Source organism: Marivita sp. (assembly GCF_020055635.1).
Lineage (GTDB): Bacteria > Pseudomonadota > Alphaproteobacteria > Rhodobacterales > Rhodobacteraceae > Marivita.
Window position 1 is genome coordinate 1 of the sequence record NZ_JAIPUT010000017.1, and the last position, 18,411, is coordinate 18,411.

Consider the following 18,411-nt stretch of genomic DNA (forward strand, 5'->3'; position numbering starts at 1 on the left):
GGAAAATCCACGCAGGCGCGGTTGCTGGCAGACAGGCTGCGCAATGACGGCAGGGACGTGGTTCATACCCGTGAACCCGGCGGCAGCCCTGGGGCCGAGGAGATCCGCGCGCTGGTGTTGCAGGGCGATCCCGACCGCTGGTCGGCAGAGACCGAGATCCTGCTGTTCACCGCCGCACGGCGCGATCATCTGGAACGCACGATCCAGCCCGCGCTCGAGGCTGGCAAGGTGGTGATCTGCGACCGCTTTGCCGACAGCACCCGCATGTACCAGGGCTTGTCGCGCGGCAATCTGCGGGCCAAGGTGGATGCGCTGCATGACCTGATGATCGGGGTCGAACCGGACCTGACGCTGCTCATCGACATGGACCCGGAGATCGGCCTCAGCCGCGCCAAGGCGCGCAACACGGTCGAGGAACGATTCGAGGATTTCGGCGCAAGCCTGCAAGAGGCGATGCGCGCCGGGTTTCTCGCACTCGCCACCGAATACGCCGACCGCTTCCGCGTCATCGAGGGCGCGCGCGCGGAAGAGGTCGTTGCAGGAGATGTCTGGGCTGCGGTAAGCCCGCACCTGCCATGAGTGACCCGACACAGCCAGAACCCGACCGCATCGACGGCGCGCCGCATCCGCGCGAGACCCACCTGCTGTACGGTCAGGACGCGGCACAGGCGGATTTCCTGCAGGCCTTCGGGTCGGACAGGCTGCATCACGGATGGCTGATCACCGGCCCGCGCGGTGTCGGCAAAGCCACCCTCGCATGGCAGATCGCGCGGTTTCTGCTGGCGACGCCCCTGGCGCAGGACGATGGCCTGTTCGGCGCGCCTCCCCCGCCCACGGACCTGCATGTCGAACCGGATCACCCCGTGTCTCGCCGCATCTTGGCCGGGTCGGAACCGGGGCTGTTTGCGCTCCGACGGCCCTATGACGACAAGGCCAAGCGCCTGAAGGCGCAGATCACCGTGGACGAGGTGCGCCGCCTCAAGGGCTTCTTTGCGCTGTCATCGGTCGATGGCGGACGTCGCGTGGTGATTGTCGATACCGCCGACGACATGAATGTCAGCGCCGCCAATGCGATCCTCAAACTGCTCGAAGAACCGCCCGACCGCACAACGCTGCTCTTGGTCAGCCACCAGCCCTCGCGGTTGTTGCCCACGATCCGGTCCCGTTGCCGGGAATTGCGGCTTGCCCCGCTGGACGCCGCCGACATGGCACAGGCGCTCGCCGCGACCGAGATCGACCAGTCCGTGTCCGACCCGGCCGCCCTTGCCGCGCTGTCGGGCGGATCGGTGGGCGAAGCCGTGCGCCTGATGCAGCAGGACGGGCTGAAGCTTTACTCCGATCTGGTCAAACTCATGTCCACCCTGCCCGATCTCAGCCGCCCGCATGCCATCGCCCTGGCCGAAAGCGCCGCAGGCCGAGGCAAGGAAGAGCGGCTGGACCTGCTGCTGGGCCTGTTCGACCGCGCGTTGACCCGGCTGGCCCGCACCGGCGCACTTGGGCATCCCCCGGACCCCGAGGCGGCGGCGCAGGAGGCCCAGATCTTTCAACGGCTTTGTCCCTCGCCCGCTGCGGCCCGGCAATGGGCGCAACTGGCGCAGGATCAGGGCGAACGCCTGCGCCACGGGCGGGCGGTGAATGTCGAGGCCGGATCGCTTTTGCTGTCCAGCTTCCTTGCCTTGCAAGACGCCTGCCCCCGGTCCTGACCTGTCCTGACCCGGGCGCAAGCCACGTCTTGACGCCCCTGCCCGCATCCCTGATACCAGCCCCATGTCCGAACCACAGATCACCGACAGCCATTGCCATCTGGACTTCCCGGATTTCGAAACCGAACGCGCCGAGGTGATCGCCCGCGCGTTGGATGCCGGTGTGCACCGAATGGTCACGATCTGCACCCGGCTGCGGCTGGAACCCCAGGTCCGCGCAATTGCCGAGGCGCATGAGCCGGTGTTCTACGCCGCGGGCACCCACCCTATGAGCGCGGCGGATGAACCGCTGGCGACGGTCGATCAACTGGTGGCCCTGGCGCAACACCCGAAATTCGTCGGAATCGGCGAAACCGGGCTGGATTACCACTACACGTCCGACAGCGCCGAGGTTCAGAAAACCTCGCTCCGGGTGCATATCGAGGCGGCACAGGAAACCGGCCTGCCGCTGATCATCCATGCGCGTGCCGCCGATGACGACATGGCGCGCATCCTCACCGAAGGCTTCAAGACCAAGCCCTATATTTGCGTGATGCATTGCTTTTCCTCTTCCGCGGACCTCGCCCGCGCGGCTCTGGACCTTGATTTCTACCTGTCGATGTCCGGCATCGCCACCTTCCCCAAAAGCCAGGAGCTGCGCGATATCTTCGCGAGCGCCCCGGTGGACCGCGTGCTGGTGGAAACCGACAGCCCCTACCTCGCGCCGCCGCCGCACCGGGGCAAGCGCAACGAACCTGCCTATACGGCCCACACCGCGCGGGTCGGGGCGGATGTGTTCGGCATGGACTACGCCGATTTCGCCGCCCGGACCGAGGCCAATTTCGACCGCCTGTTCCGGAAGGCCGCGCAATACAAGGCTGCCGCGTGATGGGCGAGATGCGCTTTACCATCCTTGGCTGCGGATCGTCCGGCGGAGTGCCGCGCCTTGGCGGGCTTTGGGGGGCCTGTGATCCCGACAACCCGAAGAACAATCGCCGCCGCTGTTCCATGCTGGTCGAGCGCGTCACCGATGCGGGCACCACCCGCGTGCTGATCGACACGAGCCCCGACATGCGCGCGCAACTCCTGAGCGCCAGCATCGGCGAACTGGACGCGGTGGTCTACACCCACAGCCATGCCGACCATGTGCACGGGCTCGATGACCTGCGGATGATCGTCTTCAATATGAAGAAACGGCTACAAGTCTGGGCCGATGGCGACACGCAGAACGATCTCTACTCGCGCTTCGGCTATGCCTTCGTGCAACCGTCCGACAGCCCCTACCCGCCGATCCTCGACATGAACACGATCAAGGGCCCCGTGACCATCGACGGTGCGGGCGGCACGGTCAAGCTGACCCCGTTCAAGGTCAATCACGGCAGCATCGACGCGCTGGGGTTCCGCATCGGGGATCTGGCCTATCTGCCGGATGTCGCCAGCATTCCCGAAGATGTCTGGACCGACCATCTGCAAGACCTCGACGTCTGGATACTCGACGCCCTGCGCCGCGACCCGCACCCGACCCATGCGCATCTTGCGCAATCCCTGGAATGGATGGACCGCGCCAAGCCCCGGCGCGGGGTGCTGACCAACATGCATATCGACCTCGATTACGCGGCGGTCGAATCCGAGACCCCCGATCACATCACACCGGCCTATGACGGCATGGTGATCACGCAGCCACTGGTGTGACGCCAACCGTACGATACGACCGGCGAACCGCACGGGACGCGGCCTGACATGCAGGGATTGATCGACATCATCCTGCCGGTCTTTCTGGTCATCGGCTTTGGCTACCTTGTGGCGTGGCGCGGGCTGCTGGCCGAGGCCTCGATCGACGGCCTGATGTCCTTCACCCAGAACGTCGCGATCCCCTGCCTGCTGTTTCGCGCCATCTGGACACTCGATCTGGGCGACAGTTTTTCGCTGCCGCTGCTGATCAGCTTCTACTCGGGCTCGCTCACCTGTTTCGTCGTCGGCCTGTTCGGTGCGCGCTATCTCTTCAAGCGCGACTGGGAAGAGGCCGTGGCCATCGGCTTTACCTGTCTTTTCGCCAATTCAGTGCTTCTGGGGCTTGCAATCACCGAACGCGCCTTCGGGCCGGATGCCCTTGCGGCGAACTATGCCATCATCGCGCTGCACTCGCCCTTCTGCTACGGGCTGGGCATCACGGTGATGGAGTTCGTGCGCGCCCGTGCCGCCGAACAGCCGAACCGCGATGTGCCGATGATCGTCATCAAGGCGATGTTCCGCAACGCGCTGGTCATCGGCATCGCCATCGGCGCGGTGTTCAACCTGCTGAACGTCAGCCTGCCCGCGCCGTTCACCGATGCGCTGGACATGATGGTGCGCACTGCCCTCCCGGCCGCGCTTTTCGCAGTGGGAGGTGTGCTCTACCGCTACCGGCCCGAGGGCGACATGCGGATCATCCTCTTTGTCTGCGCGGTCAGCCTGCTGCTGCACCCGGCGGTCACCTGGAGCCTTGGCACCGCCTTTGAACTGGACGACAGCGCCTTCCGCAGCGCCGTTCTGACGGCGGCGATGGCGCCGGGCGTGAATTGCTATGTTTTCGCCAACATCTATGGCCGCGCCCGCCGCGTCGCCGCGTCGTCGGTGCTGATCGCAAGCGCGCTGTCGGTGGTCACGGCCTGGTTCTGGCTGGGGACACTGCCCTAGGGCGCGCCACGCCCCGGTCCACACATGGTGGCCGCAAGAACGGCCAATCCCCACACCCTGTGCTGTTCCAAGGGAACGTCTGGCCGGTTCCGACGTTTCCCGTCCGAGCCAACGCTCTCGGATAAAGGATTATGAAACACGTATTTGCTGCCATATGCGCCCTCTTTCTGCCCCTGGGTGCCAGTGCCCAATCACTGTCAGACGTGATCGACGACTACGTCACAAAGTTCGACATCTCGGATCTCGACGCCGCAGACCGGCAGCGCATTGTCGCGGTGCATGCGGATCGGTCGCTGTCCCACGGCATGAAGGTGCTTCTGGTGCATGACGTCTTGCTGAAGGCCGATGCGCTTGAACATGTGAACGTGCATGCAATCGAACCTCCGCCGGTTCTGCTGTCGCAGGCAGAGTGACACGACAGGCGCGCCGAACCTGCAAACCCGCCGTTCCCGCGTCCGCCGCGGGGTGCAGCTTGCAAAGTCGCAAACCGCAGTTTGCAAATCCGCCCCGCCAGATGCGGCCGTGTCAAGGCACGGAGTTTTGCGCTGCCGGGCCGTCGCCTCTTTTCACCACCGATGCCCACGGCTATCACGGAAGTCCGCATATCGCAGAGGACGCCCGCCGTGACCCAGACCGCCGCCCGCATTGCCCGCACCATCGCCACGGATATCGACGCCCGTCCCGATCAGGTGACCGCCGCCGTGAGCCTGCTGGATGGCGGGGCCACGGTGCCCTTCGTGGCGCGCTACCGCAAGGAGGCCACCGGGGGTCTGGACGACACGCAGCTGCGCACCTTGGCCGACCGTCTGAGCTATCTGCGCGAACTGGAGTCGCGCCGCGAAAGCATTCTCGGGTCGATCAAGGATCAGGGCAAACTGACCGACGCGCTGGCCCGCGCCATTGCCGGGGCCGACACCAAGGCCACGCTTGAAGACATCTACCTGCCTTACAAACCCAAGCGTCGCACCAAGGCGATGATCGCGCGCGAAAACGGGCTTGAGCCGCTGCTGCGCGCCATTCTGGACAATCGCTCTGCCGATCCCGAAACCCTTGCCGCCGGTTACATCACCGAGGCCGTGCCCACCACCAAGGACGCCCTTACCGGCGCGCGCGACATCCTGACCGAGGAACTGAGCGAGAACGCCGACCTGCTGGGCCGCCTGCGGTCCTTCATGCACGAGACAGCGCTGATCACCGCCCGCGTGCAACCCGGCAAGGAGGAGGCCGGGGCCAAGTTCTCGGATTATTTCGATCACCGCGAGAAATGGTCCAAGATCCCGTCGCACCGGGCGCTGGCGATCCTGCGTGCCGCCAAGGAAGAGATCGTGACCGTCGACATCGCGCCCGATCCGGAAACCGACGCGCCCCGCGCCGTCGGCATCATCGCGGCGGCCATCGGCATCCAAGGCAGCGGACCGGGCGATGTCTGGCTGCGAGAGGCGGCCGCCTGGACATGGCGCGTCAAGCTGAGCCTGACGATGTATGTCGACCTGATGGGCGACCTGCGCAAGCGCGCACATGACGAAGCCATCGCCGTCTTTGCCCGCAACCTGCGTGACCTGCTACTGGCGGCACCCGCCGGGCCGCGCCCGACGCTCGGGCTTGATCCGGGCATCCGCACCGGGGTCAAGGCGGCGGTGGTGGATGCCACGGGCAAGGTCCTTGAGACATCAACGCTCTACCCGTTCCAGCCGCGCATGGATGCGGCGGGCGCACAATCCGCGATCACCGCGATGATCAAGCGTCACGGGATCGAACTGATCGCCATCGGCAATGGCACCGCCAGCCGCGAAACCGAACGGCTGGTGGCCGAGACGCTCAAACAGCTGCCGCAAGGCACGCCGCGCCCCGCCAGCGTGATCGTTTCCGAAGCAGGCGCGTCGGTCTATTCGGCGTCCGAACTGGCGGCGCAGGAGTTTCCCGATCTCGACGTGTCCCTGCGCGGGGCCGTGTCGATCGCGCGCCGCTTGCAGGATCCGCTGGCAGAACTGGTCAAGATCACGCCGCAATCCATTGGCGTCGGACAATATCAGCATGACGTGGACCAGCGCCGCCTGACACAGGCGCTGGATGCGGTGGTCGAGGATGCTGTGAACGCTGTGGGCGTCGATCTCAACATGGCCTCGGCACCGCTTTTGGCGCGGGTGGCCGGGCTTGGGCCATCCTTGGCGCAGGCCATCGTCACACATCGCGACGCGCATGGGCAGTTCCCGGCGCGCAAGGCGTTGCTCAAGGTGGCGGGGCTTGGCCCCAAGGCGTTCGAGCAATGCGCGGGCTTTCTGCGGTTGCGCGACAGCACCGAACCGCTGGACGCCACATCGGTCCATCCCGAAGCCTATGACGTCGCGCGGCGCATCGTGAAGGCCTGCGGGCGCGACATCCGCGCGATCATGGGTGCCCCTGACGCGCTGCGCGGGGTGCGCGCCGAGGCGTTCGTGGACGACCGGTTCGGCCTGCCCACCGTGCGCGATATCCTGTCCGAGCTTGAAAAACCGGGCCGCGACCCGCGCCCCGATTTCGTGACCGCGCGCTTTGCCGACGGGATCGACGACATCAAGGACCTGCGCCCCGGCATGTCGCTTGAAGGCACCGTGACCAACGTTGCCGCCTTTGGCGCTTTTGTGGATATCGGCGTGCATCAGGACGGGCTGGTGCATGTGAGCCAGCTTGCCGACAGGTTCGTCAAGGACCCGCATGAGGTGGTCAAGGCCGGGGACGTGGTGCGCGTGCGCGTGGTCGAGGTGGACGTGCCGCGCAAGCGCATCGGGCTGACCATGCGCAAGGACAATGCCGGGGGGAAACCGGCACCGCAGGCCAAGCAACACCCGGCCCGGAAAGCCGATGAGCCGCGTGCGTCCAAGCCACCGCGCAGCCCCAAGACCGCGGCGCCCGACACCGCGCAGGGCGCGCTTGGCGAGGCGCTCCGCAACGCGATGCGTGGCAAGACCTGAGCCGAAGGACCGCAGGGCTGCTGCGGGACCCGGGCCATCGCAGGTGTTGGCGGAGCGCTTTGCAGCCCGAGAGGCAAGAGCAGGACAGGAGCACGGTGCGCCCCTGTCCTTGCGCGAAAGAAGAAGACTGACCGTGCAGGGCTTTTCCAGCCGTTGCAAAGCGCTATCTACACCAAGCGTGGTCGGCTTGAAGATTTTCGTGGCGCTTTTCGGAACATGGCTTAGACAACAGATCTCGCAGAGAACGCCGAAGAGCAGATGTGAAGCTCGCCCAGCAAAAGGGATTCAAGAATGTCATTGCTTAAACAGATCGTTGTCACGGCGTTTTTTCTTGCGGCAAGCTTCTGGGGGCTGGTGACCTATGTGCCGGCGTCCCTGCCGGTTCTTGACCGCTACGGGCTGCTGGAGCCATTTGGCATAGTTGTGCCCGAGGCCACCGCTGCAGAGCAGAGTGGTGGCGGTGGCGGCAGGCCATCGGGCAGGTCCGGTGGAGCGGTGCAGGTGATTGCGGTCGCGGCCACGACTGCCAATGTCTTTGACGAGATCGTGACGATCGGGGACGGCCGCGCACTACGCAATACCACGGTTGTGCCCGAGGTTTCGGGACGGCTGTCTGCGATCAACGTGCGGTCGGGCGGGTATGTCGAGGCCGGTGATGTCGTCGCGACGCTCGAAGATCAAATCCAGCAGATCGAAGTGGAACGCGCGCAGTTCCTGCTGTCGGATGCCCGGGCCGCCGCGGAGCGCGTCAATGCTCTTGAAACGGCGGTCACGGCCATTCAGCGCAACAATGCCGCTCTTGCGTTGCAGACCGCAGAGCTTGACCTCAAGGAGGCCGAGTTCGAGCTGGAACGCCGCAAGATCGTGGCCCCCATTTCCGGATGGGTCGGCATCATCAACCACAATGTCGGTGATCAGGTCTCGACCGCCACGGAGATCACCCAGATTGACGACCGTTCGGAAATCATCGTCGATTTCCGGGTGCCGGAGCGGTTCGTCGGGCAGATCGAGGAAGGCGACACGATCCGGGCAACACCTCTGGCCCGCCCGCAGGAAGAACTTGTGGGCAAAATCGTCGCGCTCGACAGCCGGGTCGATGCAGATAGCCGCACATTGCGGCTTCAGGCCTCCCTGGCCAATGCCAACGACACGCTGCGCGCCGGGATGGCGTTTCGCATCATCGTCGATTTCGCCGGAGAGGCGTTCCCGTCGGTCGATCCGCTGGCGATCCAGTGGGGAAGCGACGGCCCCTTCGTCTGGGTGGTCGCCGACGGCAAGGCCACGAAGAAGGCGGTCAGGATCATGCAGCGCAACAGCGACTCGGTTCTGGTCAGCGGCGACGTGTCGGTCGACGACATGGTCGTCACCGAGGGCGTGCAGAACCTTCGCCCCGGTTCCGAGGTCGAGATTCGGGTCCAGGCCGCCACGAACCCGACGCAGGCAGCGCTTGCTGTCTCACGCGGATAGGGGCGCCCGATGGCCGTCACACATCAATCCGCCCAGTCGTCAACGACGGCTTTGTTCGTGCGCAGACCGATCCTTGCGTTTGTCCTGTCATCCTTGATCGTCCTGGCGGGTTTGGCCGGATTGTTCGGAGCCGAGATCCGGGAACTGCCCGATGTCGATCGGCCCGTCATCACCGTGACGACGAACTTTGCCGGCGCCTCGCCGGAAACGATAGATCGCGAGATCACCGCCCAGATCGAAGGCGCTGCGGGTCGGGTTGCCGGGGTTCAGTCGATTTCATCGAATTCACGCTTCGGGCGCAGCCGGGTCACGATCGAGTTCGGCGACGATGCCGATCTCGATGTTGCGGCCACCGACACGCGCGACGCGATCGGACGCATCCAGAATTCGCTTCCCGACGGAGCCGACGATCCGCGTATCGTCAAGGCCGATGCCAATGCCGACGCCGTCATGCGAATCGCCGTCACCTCGGACCGTCGCACCGCGCAGGATCTCACCCAGTTCACCGAAGACGTGATCGAGGATCGCCTGATCTCGGTTCCCGGCGTGGCCGATCTGCAGATTTACGGCGACAGGGACTCGGTCTTCCGGATCGACATCGACCAGATGCAGCTGGCCAGCCGCGGCCTTACCCTGGCCGACATCCGCAACACGCTGCGAAACGTCGCCTTCGATGCCCCCGCCGGCGCGCTGAGTTCGAGCAGTCAGAGCATCGTGGTGCGCACCACCGCCACGGTCACCTCTGCCGCCGAATTCGAGGCGCTGACGATCCGCGATGGCGTGACGATCGGCGACGTCGCAACGGTCACACTGGGCCCGTCCCCGGGCGAAAGCGTGCTGCGGGCGAACGGTCGGACGGGTCTCGGCTTGGGGATCATCCGTCAGGCCCAGAGCAACACGCTGGAAATTTCGCAATCTGTGCGGGCCGTCGTGGACGACCTGCAATCCATCCTTCCGCAGGATGTGCAGGTCTTCGTGACCAGTGACGACGCGGTGTTCATCAACGGGTCGATCCGCGAAGTGCTGTACACGCTGGCGATCGCCATCGCCATCGTGATCGGGATCATCTTCCTGTTCCTGCGTGATGTCCGCGCGACCATCATTCCCGCCATGACGCTGCCGGTGGCGTTGATCGGCACCTTGGCGGCGATCTATCTCGTCGGATTCTCGGTCAACATCCTGACGCTCTTGGCGCTGGTGCTGGCGACGGGCATGGTCGTCGATGACGCGATCGTCGTGCTGGAGAACATCGTCCGCAGGCGGTCCGAAGGGATGGGTGCGCGCGCGGCGGCGGTGCTTGGCACGCAGCAGGTGTTTTTCGCGGTGGTCACGACCACGGCCACGCTGGCAGCCGTGTTCATCCCGCTGTCCTTTCTGCCCGGCCAGACCGGCGGGCTGTTTCGCGAATTCGGCTTTACCCTGGCGATGTCCGTTCTCCTGTCATCGGTGGTCGCCCTCAGTCTCTGCCCGGTGCTGGCAAGCAAGCTGCTCAAGGGGCATTCGGGCGAACCAAGCACACGCGGACCGATGGCCTGGCTTGGAAACCGGCTGACGGCGCTCTATGCGCTGACCTTGCGGTTCTGCCTTGCCATGCCGTTGCTGATCCTGGTGATATCCGCCGGCTTTGCGACCGTTGCGGCGATCTCTTTCGGCAACATCCGTCAGGAACTGACACCGTCCGAGGACCGGTCCATCGCGCTCCTGAGCGTTTCGACGCCACAGGGCGTGTCACTGGATTACACCGCTGGCAAGATGCGGGAGATCGAAGCGCTGATCACGCCGCTTCAGGCCTCTGGAGAGGTGACCAACGTCTTTTCCATCGCGGGAATCGGGTCCGACAACCGGGGCTTCATGGTGATGACCCTCGCCCAGTGGGAAGAGCGTGACCGCAGCCAGCAAGAGATCGTCGGTCAGATCAACGGCATGCTCCGCCAGGTGATCGGGACGCGCGCCTTCGCGATCCAGCCCAACTCGCTGGGCATTCGAGGAGCGGGGCGCGGCCTGACCTTTGCCCTGACCGGAGACAATTACGACAGGCTGGCCGATTCCGCCGATCAGCTCATGGCGCAGATGGAACAGGACCCCGCGTTCGGACGGGTATCGATCGGCTACGAGACGACGCAGCCGCAACTTTTCATCGAGGTCGATCGCGATAGGGCCTCGGATCTTGGCGTCAACATCGATGGATTGGGCGAGGCTCTGCAAGCCGTTCTGGACGGGCGCGCGGTCGGCACCGTGTTCATCGACGACCGAAGCTACGAGATCAAGATGGTCTCCACCGTGGACCCGGTGAATGACCCGGGCGACCTCGAGCGGATTTTCGTGCAGGCCGGGAACGGAGAGATGATTCCGATCTCCAGCTTCGTGCGCCTGAACGAGCGGGCCGTCGCCCCCGAGCTTGGCCGCGAGGCGCAGATGCGCTCGGTTGAGATCTCCGCGTCCCTGACGCCGGAACTGTCGCTCGGCGATGCGTTTGAGCGGGTGCAGTCCCTCGCATCGGAGGTTCTGCCCGAAGAACAGCGCATCGTGCCCCTGGCCGAGGCCGCGACGCTGTCGGAGACCTCTTCCGGACTGCTGCTCACATTCGGCTTTGCGATCGTCGTGGTCTTTCTGGTGCTGTCGGCGCAATTCGAAAGCTTCGTCTCCGCGCTCATCATCATGGCGACCGTCCCGCTGGGCCTCGCCTGCGCGGTCTTCGCGCTGCTGCTGACCGGTGGAAGCCTGAACGTCTACAGCCAGATCGGCCTTGTCCTGCTGGTGGGCATCATGGCCAAGAACGGCATCCTCATCGTCGAATTCGCGAACCAGCTGCGCGACCAGGGGAAATCCGTCCGCGACGCGATCTACGAAGCCTCGACCATCCGCCTGCGCCCGGTGATGATGACGATGACATCAACCGTCCTTGGCGGCCTCCCGCTCATCTATTCGTCGGGCGCGGGCGCCGAGGCGCGCGAGGCACTTGGATGGATCATTGTGGGGGGACTGGGCATGGCGACCTTGTCGACGCTCTACCTCACCCCGGTCGCCTATCTCGTGCTGGCCCGCCTGTCGCGACCGAAAGCCGAAGAAGAGGCCCTGCTGCTCAAGGAACTGAGTTCTGCCTCAGGTCGCGGTCAGCCCGCCGAATGAAGTTGCAGCCAAGCGGAGAGCCGGCCATCCGCTGCACGAGGCAGGAGCCTTGCCCACGGCGCCGGGTCGATCTGCCGACTTTGCCGCTTGTGGCATCGACAATTCATCATCGGAGATGCGCTCGGAGATCAAACGGGTCCGGGATGAAAGGTACCAGGTCGAGTGGGTCCGAAAGGATGGCATCCGCTGAAGCGCGTGGGCTTTGATCCGGCGTCCCGAACGGTAGCGCGCCCCCTTTTGGGACACTTCGTTTGAAAGCAATCGGCCGGTCAGGGAATGTATGGTGCGGTCGAGAAGACTCGAACTTCCACGGGTGTTACCCCACAGCGACCTCAACGCTGCGCGTCTACCAATTCCGCCACGACCGCACTGTCTTGACTTGGTAGGCGGGTCATTAGCGAAGGTCGCAATCGGGGGCAAGGGCAAATTTCGACAAACTTTCTGGCGCAAATCTCAGGCCCGGATCTGCGGTCTGAGGCGTGGCAGGATCAACCGTAACGCCACCAGAGCCAGAACGGCGGCGATGATCCCCCACCCCAGCTGTGACGATTCTCCGAAGACGATCCGGTTGAACGTCCGGCCCGGCAGAAAGGTGAACGCGCCGGCGATGATGAGGCCATTGGAATAGAGGCTGCGAAAGATCGCCTGATGCCGTTCGACATCCCGGACCCTGGCTGCGCGAACCCCGGCCCAGAGCGACCACAGCGTCACCACGGCAAACCCGTGCAGGGGGCCCAGGCCAAGCGCCGTGAAATGCGACGGGATGGCAAAGGAACTGATGGCGAGGCTGGCCATGGCCACGATCCAGGCATAGCCAAGGATCCTGTGCCATTTGTCCCTGCGCCGGCGGTAGAGAACGATGGGCCCCAGGGCCAGCGCAAGGCAAGCGGCGATGATGTGGACCTGGATGTCCAGCGGAGCGGTCAGAAAAGGTGTCGGCGTCATGGCGTCCTCTTGTCGTTTGTCCTGTGATGAGGCACCAGAACAAGGAGGACGGGGGCCGGACCAGAAAGGATGCGCAGATGACGGCTGGGCTTCGTGAATAATCGGGACCCGCATCTCGCGCTTCGCGAATGGCGGCGTCACCTCCTGCATCCGCTGACCCTGACGGCGCTTGGGGCGGTGAGCGTGGTCTTGTGCCTGATCGGCCCGTTCGGCACCTTGTCGTCGCTGCCCCTGCTGGCGCGCGCGCTGTACTGGACGACCCTGACAGTTGCGGGCTACGTGGTCGGCTATCTGTTCAGCTATGCTCTGCTGCGGCATTCGCGGTCACAGATGTCGCATCTCGCGCGCATCCTTGCCGCGGGCGTGCTGACCGGAGCGACGATGACGGCGCTGGTCAGCCTGTTGAACCGGGCGGTTTTTGGCGCATTGCCGCTTGGCGCCGACCTGCGGACGCTGGCGGGAACCACGCTGGTGATATCGGTGATCGTGATGTCGGTGATCGACCTGTTTTCGCGTCGTCTCGCGCCCGGAACGGTCGAACCTGCACAATCGGGACCGCCGATTCTCGACCGGCTGCCCTTCGACAAGCGCGGACCATTGGTCGCCCTGTCGGTCGAGGATCACTATGTCCGCGTGCGCACGACCAAGGGCGAGGACATGATCCTGATGCGGCTGGCCGACGCGATCCGCGAGGTGGGGGCAACTTCGGGGGCGCAGGTCCACCGGTCCCACTGGGCGGCGTTCGAACAGGTTGTTTCGGTCACCCGCGACGGCGACCGCGCCGTGTTGCACATGACGACGGGGGGCGACATACCGGTCAGCCGGCGTCATGTCCCGACCATCAGGGAGGCCGGGCTGTTGCCCCGCTAAACGGCCCGCCCTGCGTGGCACGGGCCGTTTGAAAAGCGGGTCATTCCGGTCTTATTCAAGAACCAGTAGCGGAAGCGCGGCTTTCTGAGGCTGTTCCGCCGAATTCGCGGCGCTGTCCGCACGGCCATTCATCATCATCGATGCCTTCCGGACAAGACCCATGCGTTCCGGCTGTCCCGGTGCGAAGACCGATGTCCCGTCAGCCTCGAATGACATGAGCGCCGCCTCGTACCAGGACGCGGCGATTTCACCGCGCTTGGAGGCCCCGATTCCCTGGCTGAGATGATGCCCGAGCAGTTCGGCATATCCGGCTTCGCCCAGCGAGGTCAGCAGCAAGGCCGAGCCCATGGCGACATCCATGTCATCGACCCGGTAGCCGACGGACAGACACACGCGCGCGGTGTCGGAGAGCTGTTGCGGGGACATGCCACTGGACAGGATGAAGGACGACACGCCCTGAAGAACCTCGTCACGTGGCTTGAGGGAAACGGCGAGGACATGATCCTTGAGAACCGGCCCGAAGCCCCGGCATTGCGCGGTGATCTGGTCGGGCGTCGCGCCCTGCACCTTGGCCATGAGCTCTTCGCCGCGTGCCATCGCGTAGGTCCGCGTGAGGCACATCTGTTCGGCGAGGGCGAAATCCGCGTCGTTCATCGTGGCCTCGGTCACGAAGCCGCCGTTCGAACTGGTCAAAAGGCTGACCTTGTTGCAGAACGACGCCAGCGATTGTTGCGCCGGGGTCTGCCCGCCCATGAAGGACGGCAGTTGCCCGGCAGCAGCCGGGGCCGTGGCCTGCGCCGCGCCGCTGACCACCGGCTGTGCCGTTGCGACGGGCAATGCAGGTGCGGCCGGCGCCGGGGTTGCGGCAAGCTGTGTCTGGGGCAGCGAAGGCTGTGGCGCGAGATTGGCCGCGGCCATCTGCGGAGCATCGTCCGTCTTGGTACAGGTGCCGCGCACGCAGGAGAACATCGCCGGAGTCACGTTGAACGCCTGGAAGTCGTTGCGTTCGTAGCCGTTCGGCGTCGAGGCGAAAACACGCACCGTGCAGGCCTGTGCATTGCACCAGAAGGCCGATCCGGTCACCGACGTGTCGATGATGTAATCGGTCTGGCCGTCGCCGTTGATGTCGGCCAGCTGGATGAAGCCGTGACGCTGGACCAGCTGCTCGGCAGAGGGATCCGAGCTTTTTGCAACTTCGTTGACCGCGGCGGCAACAACCGATGGCAAGCCGTAATGCCCGCCGATCGCCGACGTGGCGCTGTTGCCGAAGCCGTTCATCTGTTCGTCGCGGTACAGCACCAGCAAGCCCCTGACGCCCTGCGGATTGCTCGCGATAAGCTGCGCGGTGTTCGGTCCGCCGGCCTGGGCGCGGTGGAACGAGGACAGCAGGAAATCGCGTTCGAAGGATGTCAGCTGCCCGGTCGGGGAATAGCCAAGATGCGCCTGGTAGGACGAGACCGCCGCCCGCGACCTGCTGCCCATCACGCCATCCGCCGTGCCCGAATTGAATCCGAAATAGTTGAGTGCGGTCTGGGTCTGCCGGTTCAGTTCGCGCTGGGTGGACGAAATGCCGGAGGATCGTGGTTTTGATGCCGCCGGCCTGTAGGTCCGCTGCCTGTTGTTTTTTGCGCCGTTGCTGATCGCCCCGCCGATCACACCGCCAATGATGCCCCCGATCAGGGCATCATTGGCCATGGCCGGAACCGGAGATGTCAGCAGGCTGATCGCGACAGCCGCGCTTATGGAAAATCTGGCAATCATTGCGGAACCTCTCGAAAAATGTTCATTGCTGGCGAAAATGCGGTGCGAATTTCGGGTATTTTGAAAGGATCGCCGCACGAGTCAAGAAAACAATGGTGAAACCGATGACGGAATGGCGAATTACCGACGGTCTGACCGATTATGACGAGGCCGTGGCCCTGATGGAGGCCCGCGCCGCGGATATTGCCGCAGGCACGGCAGACGAACTGGTCTGGCTGGTCGAGCATCCGCCGCTCTATACCGCAGGCACCAGTGCACGGATCGCGGATCTCAAGGATCCAGACCGCTTTCCCGTCTATCCCACCAAGCGCGGCGGGCAGTACACCTATCACGGGCCGGGGCAGCGGGTGGTGTACGTTATGCTGGATGTCGGCAAGCGGGGGCGCGACGTGCGCTGTTTCGTGCAGGATCTTGAACGCTGGGTGATCGCGACACTGGGCGAATTCGGGCTGACCGGGCATATCCGGGACGGGCGTGTCGGGGTGTGGATCGAACGGCCGGACAAGCCCCTCTTGCCGAACGGCAAGATCGCCGAGGACAAGATCGCGGCCATCGGCATCCGTCTGCGCAAATGGGTGAGCTTTCACGGTATCTCGATCAACGTGGAACCGGACCTCAGTCATTTCGACGGTATCGTGCCCTGCGGGATAACCGAGTACGGCGTGACATCGCTGGTCGATCTGGGGTTGCCGGTGACGATGGACGACCTCGACGTGGCGCTCAGGCAGGGTTTTGACGGTGTTTTTGGGGATGCAGCAAAACTGACACAAACCTGTCACGGGACTGATACGCGAATCCGGTGAATTGCCGGGGACCGGTGCGGCGCAATCGCTGACGCCCGGCATAGGCAATCATCATCGGGACACGGATCATGACACCCAAAGACATTCACGACCTTTCTGCAGACGACTGGGACGAGCTGAACTTCCCACGCCCCGAGGGCAATGATTTCGACAAGGTGGTCGAACGTGCGATTTCCCGTCGCGGGTTCCTTGGCGGCGTGCTGGCCTTCGGGTCGGGTGCAGCCGTCATGGGCACGGGCATGCTCAAGGGCACCACTGCCATGGCGCAGCCCGCGTCGCGCTTCCCGTTCACGCCGATCGCCGCACAGACCGACGGCACCGTGCACGTGCCCGAGGGCTACACCTGGAAGATGCTGGTGCGCTGGGGCGATCCGCTCTTCTCGGACGCCGAGGGCGCCTATGACCCCAAGGCCGGCGTGTCGGTCGAATTTGCCGACCGCGTGATGGGCGAGAACACCGACGGGATGGAACTGTTCAACGTCGACGGCCGCGAGATTTTCGTCGTCAACAGCGAATACACCAACAACAAGACCAACCTGCCGCACCGCGAAGACGGCCTTCCGGGCAGCCTTGACGACGTGCGTATCCTCCAGCACCTGCAGGGCGTGACCGTGATGGAACTGGCCCAGGACGACGACGGCTGGTCGGTTGTGGTCGACAGCCCCTACAACCGCCGCATCCACCACAACACGCCGATGACCTTCTCGGGTCCGGCGGCGGGTCACGACCTGCTCAAGACCGAGGCCGATCCGACCGGGATGGCGTCGCTGGGCACGATGAACAACTGCGGGTCCGGCCGGACGCCGTGGGGCACCTACCTGACCTGCGAAGAAAACTTCAACGGCTATTTCGGCGCCGCCTCCGAAGTGTCCGCCGACGCGCTGGTGATGGACGGTTTCGCCCGCTACGGGGTGATCACAAAGGTCGATCCGGGCCGCTACAACTACCACGGCTTCGATCCGCGCTTCGACATCGCGACCAACCCGAACGAGCCGCACCGCGCGGGCTATATCGTGGAAATCGACCCGGCCAACCCGGATGCGACCCCGATCAAGCACACCGCCCTGGGCCGGTTCAAGCACGAGAACGCCGCCTACGGCATCGCCGCCGACGGTCGTGTCGTGGTCTACATGGGCGACGATGAACGCGGCGAGTTCATGTATCGCTGGGTCAGCAACGACGTCTACGTGCCGGGCGAGGACACGTCCTCCCTGCTGGTCGACGGAACGCTGTCGGTTGCCGTGTTCGAGGACGACATGCAAGGCCGCTGGGTCCCGCTGACACCTGCGACCACCGGCATGGACGCGGCGCATATCGCCGTCTTCACCCGCATGGCGGCCTCCAAGGTCGGCGCGACCACGATGGACCGTCCCGAGTGGATCGCGGTGCATCCGAACGCATCCGAAGCCTATTGCTGCCTGACCAACAACTCGCGTCGCGGCGTGTTGAACGACGATGGCACGGTGCGCACAAATGCCGGTGGCGACCCGATGACGGTCAACGCCGTCAACCCGCGCGACACGAACAATTACGGCCAGATCGTGCGCTGGCGTCCCGATGGCGGCGACCACGGTGCCGACGGGTTCGCATGGGATCTCTACGTGATGGCGGGCAACCCGACGGTGCACGCGGATGGCCCCCTGGCCGGGTCTGCAAACATCAACGCGGGCAACCTGTTCAATTCGCCCGACGGGATGGTCATCGATTCGACCGGCCTGATCTGGATCCAGACGGACGGCGACGACGACAACGAAGGTGATTTCGCCGGCATGGGCAACAACCAGATGCTGGCGGGTGACCCTGTGACGGGTCGGATCGAGCGGTTCCTGACCGGCCCGAACGGCTGTGAAGTCACCGGCCTGTGCTGGTCTACGGACCGCCGCACGATGTTCGTCGGCATCCAGCACCCCGGCAGCAACTGGCCTGATGGCGAAGGCAACCTGCCGCGCTCGGCGGTCATCGCCGTCACCCGCGACGACGGTGGTCTTGTCGGCTAAGTCGGCCTCCGGCTGAAACACGCCCCGAACGCCTCCGCGCGTTCGGGGCTTTTCCATTTTGGAAAAAACCCATGGAGTCCAGTCGTTTGCCAAAACCGGGCAAGCCCGACACCGAAACATCCCCGACCAA

The 18,411-nt window shown here is 64.7% G+C and carries 14 protein-coding genes and 1 tRNA gene; 12 read left to right on the forward strand and 3 right to left on the reverse strand.

Annotated elements, in window-relative coordinates; translation table 11 throughout:
• The 9 genes from tmk to LCF60_RS10230 all read left to right on the forward strand — a co-directional run.
• Positions 1-579 (forward strand): dTMP kinase (tmk, locus tag LCF60_RS10190; RefSeq protein WP_292291565.1); only part of this gene is annotated, 579 nt, incomplete at its 5' end.
• Positions 576-1,703 (forward strand): DNA polymerase III subunit delta', encoded by a 1,128-nt coding sequence (locus LCF60_RS10195; protein WP_292291567.1) that lies wholly within the window; start codon positions 576-578, stop codon positions 1,701-1,703. The genes tmk and LCF60_RS10195, both read left to right, overlap by 4 nt.
• A gap of 64 nt (positions 1,704-1,767) precedes the next feature.
• Complete coding sequence (locus LCF60_RS10200) at positions 1,768-2,571, forward strand: TatD family hydrolase (protein ID WP_292291569.1); 804 nt, start codon at positions 1,768-1,770, stop codon at positions 2,569-2,571.
• Positions 2,571-3,374: an MBL fold metallo-hydrolase gene (locus tag LCF60_RS10205; protein WP_292291570.1), complete on the forward strand. Its 804-nt coding sequence runs from the start codon at positions 2,571-2,573 to the stop codon at positions 3,372-3,374. Before LCF60_RS10200 ends, LCF60_RS10205 begins: the two co-directional genes overlap by 1 nt.
• A gap of 48 nt (positions 3,375-3,422) precedes the next feature.
• The gene (locus LCF60_RS10210) at positions 3,423-4,358 is read left to right on the forward strand and encodes an AEC family transporter (protein ID WP_292291572.1); all 936 of its coding nucleotides are present in this window, start codon (positions 3,423-3,425) and stop codon (positions 4,356-4,358) included.
• A gap of 131 nt (positions 4,359-4,489) precedes the next feature.
• On the forward strand, positions 4,490-4,771 hold the full coding sequence (locus LCF60_RS10215; RefSeq protein ID WP_292291574.1) for a hypothetical protein: 282 nt from the start codon (positions 4,490-4,492) through the stop codon (positions 4,769-4,771).
• Between the two features lie 210 nt (positions 4,772-4,981).
• Positions 4,982-7,309 carry a Tex family protein gene (locus LCF60_RS10220; protein WP_292291576.1) on the forward strand — a complete coding sequence of 776 codons (2,328 nt, stop codon included), beginning with the start codon at positions 4,982-4,984 and terminating at the stop codon, positions 7,307-7,309.
• 291 nt (positions 7,310-7,600) lie between these two features.
• The gene (locus LCF60_RS10225; protein ID WP_292291578.1) at positions 7,601-8,776 is read left to right on the forward strand and encodes an efflux RND transporter periplasmic adaptor subunit; all 1,176 of its coding nucleotides are present in this window, start codon (positions 7,601-7,603) and stop codon (positions 8,774-8,776) included.
• A gap of 9 nt (positions 8,777-8,785) precedes the next feature.
• Complete coding sequence (locus tag LCF60_RS10230; protein ID WP_292291580.1) at positions 8,786-11,905, forward strand: efflux RND transporter permease subunit; 3,120 nt, start codon at positions 8,786-8,788, stop codon at positions 11,903-11,905.
• 281 nt (positions 11,906-12,186) lie between these two features.
• Here the strand turns inward: LCF60_RS10230 and LCF60_RS10235 are convergent.
• Both LCF60_RS10235 and LCF60_RS10240 read right to left on the reverse strand, forming a co-directional pair.
• A tRNA-Leu gene (locus LCF60_RS10235) sits at positions 12,187-12,273 on the reverse strand.
• 85 nt (positions 12,274-12,358) lie between these two features.
• On the reverse strand, positions 12,359-12,850 hold the full coding sequence (locus LCF60_RS10240) for a DUF2306 domain-containing protein (protein ID WP_292291581.1): 492 nt from the start codon (positions 12,848-12,850) through the stop codon (positions 12,359-12,361).
• A 93-nt stretch (positions 12,851-12,943) separates the two neighbouring features.
• On the opposite strand from LCF60_RS10240, the gene LCF60_RS10245 reads away from it, so the two are divergent.
• Positions 12,944-13,720 (forward strand): LytTR family DNA-binding domain-containing protein, encoded by a 777-nt coding sequence (locus tag LCF60_RS10245; RefSeq protein ID WP_292291584.1) that lies wholly within the window; start codon positions 12,944-12,946, stop codon positions 13,718-13,720.
• A 51-nt stretch (positions 13,721-13,771) separates the two neighbouring features.
• On the opposite strand, the gene LCF60_RS10250 is transcribed toward LCF60_RS10245, so the two are convergent.
• On the reverse strand, positions 13,772-15,415 hold the full coding sequence (locus tag LCF60_RS10250) for a peptidoglycan-binding protein (protein ID WP_292291586.1): 1,644 nt from the start codon (positions 15,413-15,415) through the stop codon (positions 13,772-13,774).
• Positions 15,416-15,549: 134 nt separating this feature from the next.
• Here LCF60_RS10250 and lipB point away from each other — a divergent pair, with 134 nt between their 5' ends.
• Complete coding sequence (gene lipB, locus LCF60_RS10255) at positions 15,550-16,284, forward strand: lipoyl(octanoyl) transferase LipB (protein WP_292291674.1); 735 nt, start codon at positions 15,550-15,552, stop codon at positions 16,282-16,284.
• A gap of 68 nt (positions 16,285-16,352) precedes the next feature.
• Positions 16,353-18,281 carry a PhoX family phosphatase gene (locus LCF60_RS10260; RefSeq protein WP_292291588.1) on the forward strand — a complete coding sequence of 643 codons (1,929 nt, stop codon included), beginning with the start codon at positions 16,353-16,355 and terminating at the stop codon, positions 18,279-18,281.
• Positions 18,282-18,411: the final 130 nt, after the last annotated feature.

Bases quoted from the DNA above. Each gene is read 5' to 3' on its own strand.
- LCF60_RS10210 (WP_292291572.1), top strand. From the start codon at position 3,423: ATGCAGGGATTGATCGACATCATCCTGCCGGTCTTTCTGGTCATCGGC.
- LCF60_RS10240 (WP_292291581.1), bottom strand. From the start codon at position 12,850: ATGACGCCGACACCTTTTCTGACCGCTCCGCTGGACATCCAGGTCCAC.
- LCF60_RS10195 (WP_292291567.1), top strand. From the start codon at position 576: ATGAGTGACCCGACACAGCCAGAACCCGACCGCATCGACGGCGCGCCG.
- LCF60_RS10230 (WP_292291580.1), top strand. From the start codon at position 8,786: ATGGCCGTCACACATCAATCCGCCCAGTCGTCAACGACGGCTTTGTTC.
- LCF60_RS10225 (WP_292291578.1), top strand. From the start codon at position 7,601: ATGTCATTGCTTAAACAGATCGTTGTCACGGCGTTTTTTCTTGCGGCA.
- LCF60_RS10260 (WP_292291588.1), top strand. From the start codon at position 16,353: ATGACACCCAAAGACATTCACGACCTTTCTGCAGACGACTGGGACGAG.
- LCF60_RS10215 (WP_292291574.1), top strand. From the start codon at position 4,490: ATGAAACACGTATTTGCTGCCATATGCGCCCTCTTTCTGCCCCTGGGT.
- LCF60_RS10205 (WP_292291570.1), top strand. From the start codon at position 2,571: ATGGGCGAGATGCGCTTTACCATCCTTGGCTGCGGATCGTCCGGCGGA.
- LCF60_RS10250 (WP_292291586.1), bottom strand. From the start codon at position 15,415: ATGGCCAATGATGCCCTGATCGGGGGCATCATTGGCGGTGTGATCGGC.
- LCF60_RS10200 (WP_292291569.1), top strand. From the start codon at position 1,768: ATGTCCGAACCACAGATCACCGACAGCCATTGCCATCTGGACTTCCCG.